The organism is Pseudomonas sp. Z3-8 (genome assembly GCF_051131975.1).
In the GTDB taxonomy this organism is placed as follows: domain Bacteria; phylum Pseudomonadota; class Gammaproteobacteria; order Pseudomonadales; family Pseudomonadaceae; genus Aquipseudomonas.
The window spans coordinates 4,534,298-4,546,631 of sequence record NZ_CP071643.1; the positions used below are offsets into that span (position 1 = coordinate 4,534,298).

Consider the following 12,334-nt stretch of genomic DNA (forward strand, 5'->3'; position numbering starts at 1 on the left):
GGAGCGAGCTTGCTCGCGATGGCGGTGTCACTGGAGTAACCGGCTATCCAGCACAGTGGAAGCCCCACCCAGAACACTTTCACTGAGCTGCACAAACTCCTCGGTGTCGACGGTTTCCAACCGCATCGCCCCTTGCAGCACATCATCCAGCGAACGCTTGTTGCGGGTCTTCAGGCGAATTTCCCGGTCCAGCTCCTGCAACAGCAGCACCGCCTTGGACACCATCGAAGGGCTCACCTGTTCGCCACGCAACGTGGTGACGCCCTTGCTCTCCCTGGCGAGTCGATCATTCAATGCCTGGTAACGCTCGTCGCTCATGCCGCCGGCACGGCGCAGCAATTCGATGGCGTAATACTCGTTGAGCCCTTCGCTGATCCAGTCGCTGCGATCATGATCGTTGATGCGCGCCAGCACCTGGACCAACTCCCGCAATAACGGGCTGCTGCCCCGTTCGCTGACCAGCGCCGGACGGCTGTGCAGGTAAATCGATTCATGGCCGCCCTGGGCGCCACGCCACATCGGATCGCCCGCGCCAACGATCAACAGCTTGGCCGGATGGCGCGGCACGATTGCCTGCACCTGCGGCCAGACGAAGGTCAGCAGCGTCAGCACGTCCATCCGCCGCATGCCCTGGCCTCGCGGCGAAGCCACGGTCACTTCGGTCTCGCCCAGGCGCGTGCGGCGGCTGCCGAGTTTGCCGGCCAGCATCCAGCCCGTCGGTCGGTCGAACAGGCGCGAAGGGTTGTCGATGCGAAAACGCTGCTTGCCGATACGCGGCCAGGGCGTCTCGATGCTTTGCCAGCCACCCGGCAATTCGAATTCCAGGCGTGAAACCAGTTCAGTGCCGTCCTGCTGATCCAGCCTGGCTGGCGGTACCAGGTCATCACCGCGCAGCAGCGCCCATCCGCGGGTCATGCGGGTCTCAAAGGAGCCGTTTTTGCGCGACTCGCTGAGGCGGACGTGATAAGTCAGGCTCGCCTTGTCAGCAGCTGGGCGCCAGACGCCCCGAGCCTCGTGACCGGGAGTCAGTTGCCACTGGCCATCGGCTTTGAAATCACTGTAGCGACCATCGCCCCCGAGGTCGAAATCCAGGCTGCGCACCGCCGAGCCCCGCGCCAGCGTCAGGCGCACTTCGGCCTGGTCGCTCTGCGGCAACAGGTGGACGTGATAATCCAGATCGACTTTCTGCGCGGCCCACAGCGGTCCGCTCACTGCCAGCAGCCCGGCCGCCAGCATCCATTTCAATCCTGCAGCCATGGGTTCTCCTGGGGTGCGATGGCGGGTGTTTCAGCCGGCGCGGAAAATCAGGTGGTCTTCCCAATCCTCTTCAGCCACGCTGCCTTCAGCGAGCATGCGCCCGGATTGGGAAATGCGTTCGTGGTGCACCGCATCACGGTCGCCGCAGACCAGATGGTGCCAAAGCGGCAGGTCCTTGCCCTCGCTGACCAGGCGATAGCCGCAGGTTGGCGGCAACCATTTGAACTCATCGGCCTTGCCCGGCGTGAGCTGGATGCAATCAGGAACAAAGTCGCGACGATTGGGGTAATCGGTGCACTGACATGTCTTCAGGTCGAGCAATTTGCAGGCGATACGCGTGTAGTAGACGCTGTTGTCGTCTTCGTCTTCGAGCTTTTGCAGGCAGCACAGGCCACAGCCGTCGCACAGCGACTCCCACTCCTGTGAATCGAGCTGATCGAGGGTTTTGCGTATCCAGAACGGTTCGACTTTGGCGGCCATGGCTCAAGCATCAACATCACGTGGTGAAAAGGCCGACAGTCTAGTGCCGGGGCCTCTTGAGGCCAAGCATTGGCGACTGTCGGTACAAGGGGCTTGTCAGCCCGGATGTCTGGACGTAGGTTGCTTCATCACGTTCCCGATCCCAGCCAAGGTAAGCCCATGAGTGCCAATCCCCGCATCGCCGAATACGCCATCCACCCCCAGTTCATCGAACGCTGGTCGCCCCGCGCTTTCACCGCTGAAAGCATTTGCGAAGAAACCCTGCTGAGCTTCTTCGAAGCCGCGCGCTGGGCGCCTTCGGCCTACAACTCGCAGCCGTGGCGTTTCCTCTACGCGCGTCGCGACACGCCGAACTGGGAGCGTTACCTGGGCTTGCTCAATGAATTCAACCGTGGCTGGGCCCAACACGCCTCGGCGCTGGTGATCATCGCCTCGAAAACCACCTTCGCGGTGCCCGGCGCCACCGAGGAAACCCCGGCCCAGTGCCACACCTTCGACACGGGCGCGGCCTGGGGCCACCTGGCGTTGCAAGCGAGCCTCAGCGGCTGGCACACCCATGGCATGGCCGGCTTCGACCAGGAGCTGACCCGCAAGGAACTGAAGATCCCCGACGGCTACGCCCTGCACGCGGCCGTGGCGATTGGCAAGCTGGGAGACAAATCGACGCTGGCCGACTACCTCCAGGCCCGCGAAGTGCCGAGCCCGCGCCGGCCGTTGAGCGAACTGGTGGCCGAGGGTGATTTCACCTTCTGATCTCGACACACCCCCTGTGGGAGCGAGCTTGCTCGCGATGGCGTCAAGTCAGCCAACATTGATGTCGACTGATAAACCGCTATCGCGAGCAAGCTCGCTCCCACAATGGACCGCGCTGAATCCCGGATCAGTAGCCCCGACTGAAATCCACTTCCCCGCGCAACGCTTCGCCGGCCTCATAGGCTCGCAGGTTCTCCAGAAACAACTGCACCATCATCGGCGGCGACGTCGGTGCGGAGCTGTGGCCGGTCAGCAACAATCCCCAGGCGGTCCAGAACGGATGGCGCTGTGGCAACGGCTCCTGGCGGCACACGTCGATTACCGCACCGGCCAGGTGCCCGTCCTGCAACGCTTGCACCAGGTCCGCGTCGACCACGGCCACGCCACGGCCGACATTGATGAACAGCCCGGTGGGTTTGAATTGCTTGAACAACGCCGCGTCGTAGATATCGTGAGTGTCCGGTGTATTCGGCAACAGGTTGATCACGTAGTCCACCTCGCCCACCAGACGGGGCAAGTCCTGCAACGCGCCAACTTCAATAAACGGCGCCAATTCCCGAGCTTCACTGGCGATGCCGTACAACTGCACGCCAAATGGCACCAGGAACTCAGCCACGCGGCGACCGATATCGCCGGTCCCGACGATCAATACCTTGCGGCCCGCCAGGCTCTGGCTCTGGCGATTGTCCCATTTGCGCTCCACCTGGCTGACCAGGCGCGCCAGGACTTCGCGCTCATGCCCGAGCATGTAGGTGAGCACATATTCGGCCATGACCTGACCAAAAATGCCCACCGCGCGGGTCAGGCGGTAGTCACGGGCCAGGCCCTCGGCCAGCAGCGGCGTGATGCCTGCCCAGGTCGACTGCAGCCAACGGGGCTTGTGGCCCTGACGCAACAAGGTCGCCAGCAAGTCCGGCTGCCCGAGCCAGACCGGGCAATCGGCGGCCAGGCGTGACAGTTCAGCGGAGTCGCCGCTGGTCAGGATTTCGATATCGGCTGCAGCCTGGCGCAGGAGCTGGGCATACATCGCGTGGTCGTGTTCGGCAATCAGAACGCGCATGAATCAAACCTTTCAAAAACAGTGCAAACGACCGCCGACAGAGTGTTGCTCCATCTTCGCGGCCATCCCGATAATCATTCCAGTGTTTCGAGAGCCCCCAGGACGGACGCCCAAGGCAATCAGACCGGGTCGTTGCGGCGCAACAACTCTTCGGGCAAATGCTCGATGTATTCGTCCTCCGCCGGTGGCATCTGCAGGTGATAACCCTGGGTATCGAGGTTCTCAAGCACCTTGTTGATGTCTTCGCGGGACAATTGCCGCTCCGGGCTCAGAACCAGGTCGAAGGCATGGATCGCCTTGCCGAAGGCCGCCATCAATGGCTCAGGCACACGGGCCAATGCCTCGCTCTTGAGCACATACAGGTACATCTCGTTTTTCTTCGAGCTTCGGTAGATGGAGCAGATACGTTTCAAGGCTGTTCTCCGGCGGTGGCCAGGCTGTCGAGCAGCGCCTGGCCCATCAACTCGCGGCGCCAGCCACGCAGCGAATCGGGCAGTTGGTAAGGTCCCTCGGGATAGCCGCTCTTGATCAGGGCTTCGAGGGTTTTCTTGCGAAGCATCAATTCAGGAGCAATGCCCAGGCGCTCGGCTTCAGCCTGGCCCAGCGCCTTGAGGCGCTTGAGCAGCGCCGCGGCCTCGATGGGCAGCGGCTCGGCCACGGCGGGCGGCCATTGTTCGGGCGGCACGCTGCCGGCACGCTTGATCAGGTCCAGCAGGAATTCGCCGTCCTGACGCACCGTGCGCGGGTGCATGTCTTCTATTTTTGCCAGCGCGCCGAGGTTATCCGGTTGCGTGCGGGCCAAGGGCCACAGCGAATGCTCGCGGATAATGCGGTTACGCGGCAGGTCACGGGCTCGCGCCTCGCGTTCGCGCCAGGCGTAAAGCTCGCGCAGTACGGCCAATTGCGCACGGGAGAGTTTCCAGGCCAGCTTGGCCTCGCGGTAGACCTCATACGGGTCGATTTCACGTCGCAGGTTGGCCACCAGCTCGGCGCCATCCTCCAATACCCAGGCGTACTTTTCATCGGAAAGCTTCGGGCGCAACTCGACGAAAACTTCCGCCAGGTGCACGGCATCCTCGGCGGCGTAGCTAATCTGCGTCTCGGAAAGGGGCCGCTGCAACCAGTCGGAACGGGTCTCGCCCTTGGGCAACTCGATACCCAGCACTTCCTGCACCAGCCGCGAGTAACCCATCGAAAAGCCCAGGTTCAGGTAAGCGGCGGCCAGCTGGGTGTCGAACAGCGGCGCGGGCAGGCTGCCCGTCAGGCGCAGCAAGACTTCCAGATCCTCGCTGCAGGCATGCAACACCTTGAGCACAGCCGGGTTCTCCAGCAGCGCAGCCAAGGGTTGCCAGTCATCGATGGTCAATGGGTCGATCAGGTAGGCGCTTTTACCGTCACCGATCTGCAGCAAGCCGGCAATGGGATAAAAGGTGTCGACCCGCATGAATTCGGTGTCGAGGGCGACGAATGGCAACTGTTGCCATTCGGCGCAAAACCGACCGAGGCTATCGTTGTCGCGAATCCAGTGAATATCGATGGCCACACGGCTCTCCCTTGAAGAATGGCGCGCAGTATATATCGCCGTCGGCGATTGCGAGCATCTACGGAGCAAGAGCTTTAGAGAAATCGCCTGCGCAAACGCAAGAATAGTCCTACATCAGCGGTTAACTGCTCTTACGTAAGACATAAACTCGCTTCAGGGCAAAACCGGGCAGGAAATCCTGATACCACTGCACGCTGAAACCGGCTTCGATAAACTCGGCTTCGACCCGGGCCCGGTCGACCAGGCGCCTGGGTGGCGGCTGGCCAGTTCTCAGCCGGCCCTCGATCTGGACCGACACGATCACTGTGTCGCGGCTGACCCGATGGAATTCGCGCAGCAACGCCAGGCGATGCTCGCTGGCCTGGATATGCAGAAACAGTTGCAGACAAAAAATACAGTCCACCGCGTTCGCGGATAGCCCGAGGGTGAACGCAGAACTCGGGAAGGTCCTGACCCGCTCAAGTAAAGCTTCGTCGTGGTGGGCGAGCGCGTGATCAAGCATTTGCGGCGACGGGTCCGCCGCCAGGATCACCCGGTTGGCATGTTCGGCCAGCACCGGCCAGAAGCGCCCCGCCCCGCACGCCACATCCAGCACCAGGCCGGGCTCGCCGGCGGCCTTCAGAGCGTTGCGCACCAACTGCTCGTCACGCCAGAACACCAGGCGCAACCGCCGAGGCGCCGGTTGACGGCACGTTTGCGCATGCTCCTGCTCGTGCTGCCGGGCGAATTCAAGCTCGACGGTGGATGGGGATTGCCCGGGCATACTCACAGCTCAGTAAAAATAAGTGAGCAACAGCTTAAACAGTGCCGCGTGAAAAAAAGGTGTAGGAAACTTCTACTCACGGGCGAGCACGCCGTCGATGACTGCGCCGCGACAACCGGCAAACATGTCCAGCTCCTGGTTGTAGACCTTGCTGTTGACCTCCAGCAGCCCGAGCATCGAATGAAACAGGTTGTCCTGGCTGAGGGGTTTGTCCCGACTCAGTTGCAGGCAATGCGTATCGACCGAGAAGGCTTTCTGATAACCGTCGGAGAACCAGGCCAGCATCGCCACATGCTTCTGTTGCTCCGGAGCGAGCATATAAGGTGTGCCATGGAGGAACAGGTTGTATTCGCCAAGCGACTCGCCATGGTCTGACAGGTACAGCATGGCCGTGTCGACCTTGTCCTGATTTAGCCGCAGCAGGTCAATCAGGGTCGACAGCACATGGTCGGTGTACACCAGCGTATTGTCGTAGCCGTTGACGATGCTTTCCCGGCTGCAATTGTTCAACGCGTTGCTTTCACACACCGGGGTGAAATACTCGTACTCCTTGGGATAACGCTTGAAGTATTCCGGCCCGTGACTGCCCATCTGGTGCAACACCAGCACGGTGTCCTTGTCGAGGGTATCGATGAATTGCTGCAGGCCCTGGAGCAGGATCTCATCGCGGCATTCACTGTTGGCACACAGGACCGGGTCCTTGAGATTACTGACGTCCTGCACCGCAACCCGATCACAGGTGCCTTTGCAGCCGGACTGATTGTCGCGCCAGATCACTTCCAGTCCGGCGCGCTTGAGCACATCCAGCAGGCCCTCTTCGTTCTTGGCCTTGCTCGCGTCGTAGTTCTTGCGGCCCATGTTGGAAAACATGCACGGCACCGACACGGCGGTCTCGGTGCCGCAGGAATGCACGTCGGTAAAGGCAATCAAGCCGGCCTCTTTATCCAACTGCGGCGTGGTATCGCGGTGATAGCCAAGAATGCCGAAGTTCTCCGCGCGCGCGCTCTCGCCCACCACCAGCACCGTCAGGGATTTGCGCCCATGGGTTTGCCAGGCCGGGTTGCGCTGCGCATCCTCGCCCAATGTAATAAATGGCTGCTTGGCCGAGGCGACCTGCTCGCGCAAGTAGCCGATCGAGGCGCCGATGTAGTTGCTCGGCACCACCATCAGATGCAACTCGTGATGATTGCGAAACAGCGAAGACAACCCTTGGTAATTGATCAAGGCAACCCCGCCCAACAGCGCAGCCGAGACGACGCCGACGAGCAACTTGCTCAACAACTCCTTGGGCCAGCGACGATAACTTATCGGGGTCTTGAACAATAACCATGCAGGCAGTACACCTAACAGCAAAAGGTAGCCAAACAACTTTAACGACAACAGGTCACGCACTTCCGTGGCATTGGTTTCGGCAAAGTTACGCAACATGCCGGCATCAATCAAAACACCGTATTGGGCCATGAAATAAGCGACCCCGGCGCTGATCATGAACAACAGCATCAACAACGGCTTGAGCAGCGCACGGAACGCCACCAGTGTCAGCACCAGATTGAACGCGCAGAACACCATCACGGCAAACGCCATGCACAGCAACACACCGTGTCCGTCCGCCGCCGTGATGGCGAGCAGGTGTTGCCAGAGAATGGCGTTGAAGGCCACTAACAAAAAGGCACTGGCGACCAGCGTCACCCACTCGGGGCGCACGGCTTTAATAGTCAGCATGAGGGTTGGAGACTTCCTGAAAGTTGCTCTTTAAAAAGACCTGCCGTAGGCAAATGTGAAAAATTCATTTGCTACGGCAACACAAACTTTAGGCAGCCCACCATCAATTTTTCGTGAAAAAGTTGCTGTTAAATAATTTTTCAACAGCCACTTCAAAACACTTCAGGCCTGGTTCAGGTACCAACGCCAATCCTGCTCGCCGACTTCGCCCATGAACTGGCGATATTCGGCGCGCTTGACCGCCAGGTAGACGCCAAGGAATCCATCCCCCAACGCTTCCCGCGCCCATGTCGAAGATTCAAGGGCACGTAAGGTGGTCAGCCAGTCGGTGGGCAACAATTGGCTCGCCTGGGCGTACCCGTTGCCCTCGACAGGCGCTCCGGGATCGCGCTGTTCGCGTATGCCACGATGGATACCGGCCAGGATCGCCGCTGCGGCCAGGTACGGATTGGCATCGGCACCACAGATACGGTGTTCGATGTGCCGAGAAAAGGCCGGGCCACCCGGGACTCTCAAGCTGACAGTGCGGTTGTCCACGCCCCAGGTCGCAGCCAGCGGCGCGTAGCTGTGGCTTTGGAAACGGCGGTAGGAATTGGCGTTCGGGCAAAACAACAGCAGCGAATCGAGCAAGGTCGCGAGCATTCCGCCTACCGCATGACGCAGCAACGGCGTGCCGTCGGCAGCTTCGCTGGCAAACAGGTTATTGCCCTCCCGGTCGGCGAGACTGACATGCAGGTGCATGCCGGAACCCGCCAGGTCATCGAACGGTTTGGCCATGAAACAGGCCACCATGCCGTGCTGGTGCGCCACGCCCTTGACCAGCCGTTTGTAGCGCACTGCGTCATCCATGGCTTGCAGGGCATCGGTGCGGTGTTCAAGGGTGATCTCGACCTGCCCCGGCGCGTATTCGGAAATGGCCGTACGGGCCGGGATACCCTGCAGCTTGCAGGCCGCATAAAGATCAGCAAGGAAGGGCTCGATCTGTTCCAGCTCACGCAAACCATAGACCTGGGTGGAACGCGGCCTGCTCCCATCTGCGTCCCGCGCCGGTTGCGGCCGTCCCTCGCTGTCCCGCTGCGCATCCAACAGGTAGAACTCCAGCTCCGCCGCCATCACCGGGTAATAACCCACAGCCTGCAAGGCTTCGATCACCCGACTGAGCAGATGGCGCGGATCGGCAACGGCTGCCGGCATACCCTCCCGGGGATGCATGCCGACTTGCACGGCGGCGGTAGGAATCCGCCGCCACGGCATGCGCTGCAAGCTGCCGCTGATGGGGTAGGCACGACAATCGATATCACCGACGTCCCAGACCAGGCCAGAGTCCTCAACATCGTCGCCATTGAGCGTCAGCCCGAGGATCGTACTCGGCAGCGGCCGGCCACTCTGGTAGACCGCGAGCAGTTCGTCCCGATGCAGCCACTTGCCCCGAGGCACGCCGTTGTTATCCACGATAAACAATTCGAACAGCTCGATATCCGGGTTTTGTGCCAGGAACGCCTGGGCTTGCTGCACGGAGGCAAAAGAAGATTCGACAAGATTCATGGGAACGCTCGTATTTTCGTGTCGGACGGGCGATCAGGCACCGTCATCCTGTGCTCGCGATCAACGAGCACGGTTCAAGGAATCAACAGGAAATACGGCCATCCGGAGGACGTGCGTGGCGACAATGCCAGAGGGCCCAGAACGCCAGTTCGCAGGGCAGCGCAAAGGATGCTGGAGGCACGGCAGGCGGTTGGGCGCCGACCAGGACGATGGCGGGGCACGGCGGGTATTGAAATGCGACAGGCCAACCGTCCATAGGAGCATCACGGAAAAAACATTCGACACGAGCCTCCCATGACGCCAGGAGCCGTTAAACCAGGATTTGATGGAGTCTGCGTTGGCGTCGGCTAAACAATCGTCTTCGCCATGCCGGCTGAACACCGTCTTGCCAGCGGGAAAAGCAGCGGTCGGCATTCTCTGCACACGCTCGTTCCGTTAGGATCAAAACCTGTTTGCGCACGCCCCGCGCAAGGAGCACAGCGAGAGACAGAACGGATGCTGAACAGCAACACCCTCAGAAAGCTCGATATGCAAGACCTCATGGTGTTCAGCGCCGTATTCGAGCAAGGCAGCGTCACCGGTGTGGCGGAAATCCTCTGCGTCAGCCAGTCAACGGTCAGCTACAGCCTGAAAAAGCTGCGGGCCTGCTTTGACGACGAACTGTTCATCAACACCCGGACCGGCATGCGCCCCACTTTCAAGGCCGAAGGCATGCACGAGCATGTGCGCAGCATCTTGCAAAGCATCAACCTCTGCCATGCCGGCACGCCGGCCTTCGATCCGACCCGGCAGGCCGTGACCTTCGAGATTTGCGCACCGGAATACTTTGAACAGTTGCTCCTGCCACAACTGCTGCAAGGCTTCGATCATGCAGACCTGCCCGTCGTGGTGAACGTGCACAAGCTCGGGGCCGATATTCCCGTTGATGACTTGCGGGACGGCAGCCTGGACCTGGTGATCTGTTTCGGCCCCCATTTCCACAGCAGCCATGCCGATCTCAAGACCCAACGCCTGCTGGAAGAAGAACTGGTCTGCGTGACAGACAAACGGTCGGCTCCGCTGGAATCGCCGTTGAGCATCGAAGCGTTCGTACAGCGTCGACACGTTTTTCCCACGCCTTGGGCGTCGCCCACCAACATGGTGGATGGCTGGCTGACGCGGCAGGCTCGGCAACGGCAGATTGCCGCACGTGCCAACAGTTACGGCGCGGCGTTGAAGATGATCGCCGGTACCGATTTCCTCCTGACCCTGCCCCGTCGCATCCAGCAATTGCTGGCCAGCGCAGCGACATTCCAGCACTGCTCGGCGCCGGCGGGCTTGCCGGGATTTACCCTGGACATGCAATGGAGCCTTGCGGCCGATCAGGACAGCGCCAACGCCTGGCTGCGTGAACAGATCGTCAAGGCCTGTCCCGGGCAAGACCTCGCTTGAACCTCAAAGACCGATGGCGGCCTTGGCGTAGGGGCCGCGGTCGATATCGAGGACTTCCACGCACAGTTGCACGCTGACGCCGACGGGCCATGGGCCAAGATCCTGGATCACCGCCAGCAGGCTATCGGCCAGCTGCTTCTTGGTTTCCGGCGAACGACCGCTCAGCAAGGCCAGCTTCACATGCACGAACCCGCGCTCACCCATGCCGGTGCCGACGCGAAACGTATCGATTTTCACGGCCCGGCTCTTGATGTCGAACTCGGCGGCGAACTGACCGGATGCCACCAGCGCGTTGTTCATGCGCAACAGCGCGACGTCGGCGTTCAGCTCGGTCAGGTTGGCGGTGTACTCCATGTGCAAGTGAGGCATGTGTTCGACTCCGTTTCGAAAAGATGATGTTGGGATGACAGTCGGCGCAACCATACCTCGACTTTGCAGTTTCAGGCAGGTTTTGTTTCGTCCAGCAAGCCGGCGCGCTCGCTCATGAAAGCCTCCAGGCGGGACCGCAACCAGCGTTCGGCCGGGTCATTGTCGACATGGCTCAGCCAGACCATGGACAGGTCCAGGGTCGGTGTCTGGAAGGGAAAGGGTTCGCAGAACACCTGGCCGGAAGCGGCCATGGCGGTGGCGGTGTAGTCCGGCAGGCTGGCGATCAGGTCAGTGCCAGCCAGCAGCGCCGGCAGCGCGCTGTACTGCGGCACCGACAGCACTACCTGGCGCTTGCGACCGATCTCGGCCAGCCATTCGTCAGCAAACCCGGCGATGTTGGCGGTATGGGAAACCAGCACGTGGGGCCGCGAACAGTATTCATCCAGGGTCAGCGGGGTATCCGAGGCATCGGCGCGCAACACGCAGGGCTGGATATGTCGCAACAGCTTGCGCTTGGCATTGGCCGGCAGCCCACGGGTCTGGCTGATGCCGACAGTGATATCGCCCGAGGCCAGCAAATCGGGGATACGCCAGTAATCGACATGCTGGACCACGAACACGATCTGCGGCGCCTCCTGCCGCAAGCTGCGCAACAGCGGCGGCAAGAGGCCGAACTCGACATCGTCGGACAGCCCGATGCGAAACGTCATGGCACTGCTGGAGGGGTCGAAATCATGGGTCAGGCTCAAGGCCACCGACAGCGAATCCAGCGCCGGCGAAAGGTGCTGGATGATTTCCTCGGCGCGGGCGGTGGGCTCCATGCGATGCCCGACGCGAATGAACAACGGGTCGTTGAACAGCGTGCGCAAGCGGTTCAGTGCCGAACTGATGGTTGGCTGGCCGAGGAACAGCTTTTCCGCCGCCCGTGTCACGTTACGCTCCAGCATCAGCGTTTCGAAAACCACCATCAGGTTGATGTCGGCCTTGCGCAATTCGTTGCGGTTCATCCATTGCTCCTGGTTCCGGTCGGATCAAGCAAGCGCTGCAATTTGCGGAAATATCTCACAATCATTGGAAACGTATTCCCATTAGCGAAAAATTCCAGCTTGGCTAGGCTTGCCAGGACATGTTCAAGCATGTCCTGAATCCGTTAATCGCATGGAGCGAACCGATGTACTTTGAAATCTATCGACAGACCCGAGGGACCCCGACCACAGGACAAGGTCAATGGCGCTGGCGCCTGCGAGCCGGCAACCACGAAACCATCGCCAGCGGTGAATCCTACGTGAACAAGGCGGACTGCCTTCACGTCATCGGATTGATCAAAACCGCCCAATGCGAGACGCCTGTAAAGGAAATCTGAAGGCGTCCATTCGTATCACTCGAAGCTGCTCGATGAGCAGCTTTCCCT

Annotated in this window: 13 protein-coding genes; 3 read left to right on the forward strand and 10 right to left on the reverse strand. The window is 60.8% G+C overall.

The features are described from left to right. Positions 1 to 27: 27 nt before the first annotated feature. The gene (locus J3P94_RS20720; protein ID WP_434569470.1) at positions 28 to 1,257 is read right to left on the reverse strand and encodes a hypothetical protein; all 1,230 of its coding nucleotides are present in this window, start codon (positions 1,255 to 1,257) and stop codon (positions 28 to 30) included. 30 nt (positions 1,258 to 1,287) lie between these two features. Beyond that, a complete protein-coding gene (locus J3P94_RS20725) occupies positions 1,288 to 1,737 on the reverse strand; it encodes a YcgN family cysteine cluster protein (RefSeq protein WP_003184256.1) in 450 nt (149 codons plus the stop codon). Between the two features lie 159 nt (positions 1,738 to 1,896). Between J3P94_RS20725 and J3P94_RS20730 the strand changes: the two genes are divergently transcribed. Then, the gene (locus tag J3P94_RS20730; RefSeq protein WP_434569471.1) at positions 1,897 to 2,490 is read left to right on the forward strand and encodes a nitroreductase family protein; all 594 of its coding nucleotides are present in this window, start codon (positions 1,897 to 1,899) and stop codon (positions 2,488 to 2,490) included. Positions 2,491 to 2,617: 127 nt separating this feature from the next. On the opposite strand, the gene J3P94_RS20735 is transcribed toward J3P94_RS20730, so the two are convergent. From J3P94_RS20735 to J3P94_RS20760, 6 genes are all read right to left on the reverse strand, one after another. Beyond that, entirely contained in the window at positions 2,618 to 3,550 is a 933-nt protein-coding gene (locus J3P94_RS20735; RefSeq protein ID WP_434569472.1) for a D-2-hydroxyacid dehydrogenase, read from the reverse strand. Between the two features lie 119 nt (positions 3,551 to 3,669). Continuing rightward, on the reverse strand, positions 3,670 to 3,963 hold the full coding sequence (locus J3P94_RS20740; protein ID WP_030141193.1) for a YcgL domain-containing protein: 294 nt from the start codon (positions 3,961 to 3,963) through the stop codon (positions 3,670 to 3,672). Continuing rightward, positions 3,960 to 5,093: a ribonuclease D gene (gene rnd / locus J3P94_RS20745; protein ID WP_434569473.1), complete on the reverse strand. Its 1,134-nt coding sequence runs from the start codon at positions 5,091 to 5,093 to the stop codon at positions 3,960 to 3,962. Before rnd ends, J3P94_RS20740 begins: the two co-directional genes overlap by 4 nt. A 121-nt stretch (positions 5,094 to 5,214) precedes the next feature. After that, entirely contained in the window at positions 5,215 to 5,856 is a 642-nt protein-coding gene (locus tag J3P94_RS20750; RefSeq protein WP_434569474.1) for a class I SAM-dependent methyltransferase, read from the reverse strand. Between the two features lie 72 nt (positions 5,857 to 5,928). Next, on the reverse strand, positions 5,929 to 7,578 hold the full coding sequence (locus tag J3P94_RS20755) for a phosphoethanolamine transferase (protein ID WP_434569475.1): 1,650 nt from the start codon (positions 7,576 to 7,578) through the stop codon (positions 5,929 to 5,931). Between the two features lie 162 nt (positions 7,579 to 7,740). Then, positions 7,741 to 9,123, reverse strand: coding sequence for a glutamine synthetase family protein (locus J3P94_RS20760; protein ID WP_434569476.1), 1,383 nt, complete (start codon positions 9,121 to 9,123; stop codon positions 7,741 to 7,743). Positions 9,124 to 9,618: 495 nt separating this feature from the next. Here J3P94_RS20760 and J3P94_RS20765 point away from each other — a divergent pair, with 495 nt between their 5' ends. Beyond that, positions 9,619 to 10,554 (forward strand): LysR substrate-binding domain-containing protein, encoded by a 936-nt coding sequence (locus J3P94_RS20765; protein WP_434569477.1) that lies wholly within the window; start codon positions 9,619 to 9,621, stop codon positions 10,552 to 10,554. Between the two features lie 3 nt (positions 10,555 to 10,557). Here the strand turns inward: J3P94_RS20765 and J3P94_RS20770 are convergent, their stop codons facing one another. Continuing rightward, positions 10,558 to 10,923: a 5-carboxymethyl-2-hydroxymuconate Delta-isomerase gene (locus tag J3P94_RS20770; RefSeq protein ID WP_434569478.1), complete on the reverse strand. Its 366-nt coding sequence runs from the start codon at positions 10,921 to 10,923 to the stop codon at positions 10,558 to 10,560. Between the two features lie 71 nt (positions 10,924 to 10,994). Further along, the gene (locus J3P94_RS20775; protein ID WP_434569479.1) at positions 10,995 to 11,930 is read right to left on the reverse strand and encodes a LysR substrate-binding domain-containing protein; all 936 of its coding nucleotides are present in this window, start codon (positions 11,928 to 11,930) and stop codon (positions 10,995 to 10,997) included. Between the two features lie 164 nt (positions 11,931 to 12,094). Here J3P94_RS20775 and J3P94_RS20780 point away from each other — a divergent pair, with 164 nt between their 5' ends. After that, positions 12,095 to 12,286, forward strand: a complete 192-nt coding sequence (locus tag J3P94_RS20780; protein ID WP_305496199.1) for a YegP family protein — start codon at positions 12,095 to 12,097, stop codon at positions 12,284 to 12,286. Positions 12,287 to 12,334 lie beyond the last annotated feature (48 nt).

Coding starts and splice junctions, on each gene's coding strand:
- J3P94_RS20765 (WP_434569477.1), top strand. CDS start 9,619: ATGCTGAACAGCAACACCCTCAGAAAGCTCGATATGCAAGACCTCATG.
- J3P94_RS20760 (WP_434569476.1), bottom strand. CDS start 9,123: ATGAATCTTGTCGAATCTTCTTTTGCCTCCGTGCAGCAAGCCCAGGCG.
- J3P94_RS20720 (WP_434569470.1), bottom strand. CDS start 1,257: ATGGCTGCAGGATTGAAATGGATGCTGGCGGCCGGGCTGCTGGCAGTG.
- J3P94_RS20775 (WP_434569479.1), bottom strand. CDS start 11,930: ATGAACCGCAACGAATTGCGCAAGGCCGACATCAACCTGATGGTGGTT.
- J3P94_RS20780 (WP_305496199.1), top strand. CDS start 12,095: ATGTACTTTGAAATCTATCGACAGACCCGAGGGACCCCGACCACAGGA.
- J3P94_RS20770 (WP_434569478.1), bottom strand. CDS start 10,923: ATGCCTCACTTGCACATGGAGTACACCGCCAACCTGACCGAGCTGAAC.
- J3P94_RS20730 (WP_434569471.1), top strand. CDS start 1,897: ATGAGTGCCAATCCCCGCATCGCCGAATACGCCATCCACCCCCAGTTC.
- J3P94_RS20750 (WP_434569474.1), bottom strand. CDS start 5,856: ATGCCCGGGCAATCCCCATCCACCGTCGAGCTTGAATTCGCCCGGCAG.
- J3P94_RS20725 (WP_003184256.1), bottom strand. CDS start 1,737: ATGGCCGCCAAAGTCGAACCGTTCTGGATACGCAAAACCCTCGATCAG.
- J3P94_RS20755 (WP_434569475.1), bottom strand. CDS start 7,578: ATGCTGACTATTAAAGCCGTGCGCCCCGAGTGGGTGACGCTGGTCGCC.
- J3P94_RS20735 (WP_434569472.1), bottom strand. CDS start 3,550: ATGCGCGTTCTGATTGCCGAACACGACCACGCGATGTATGCCCAGCTC.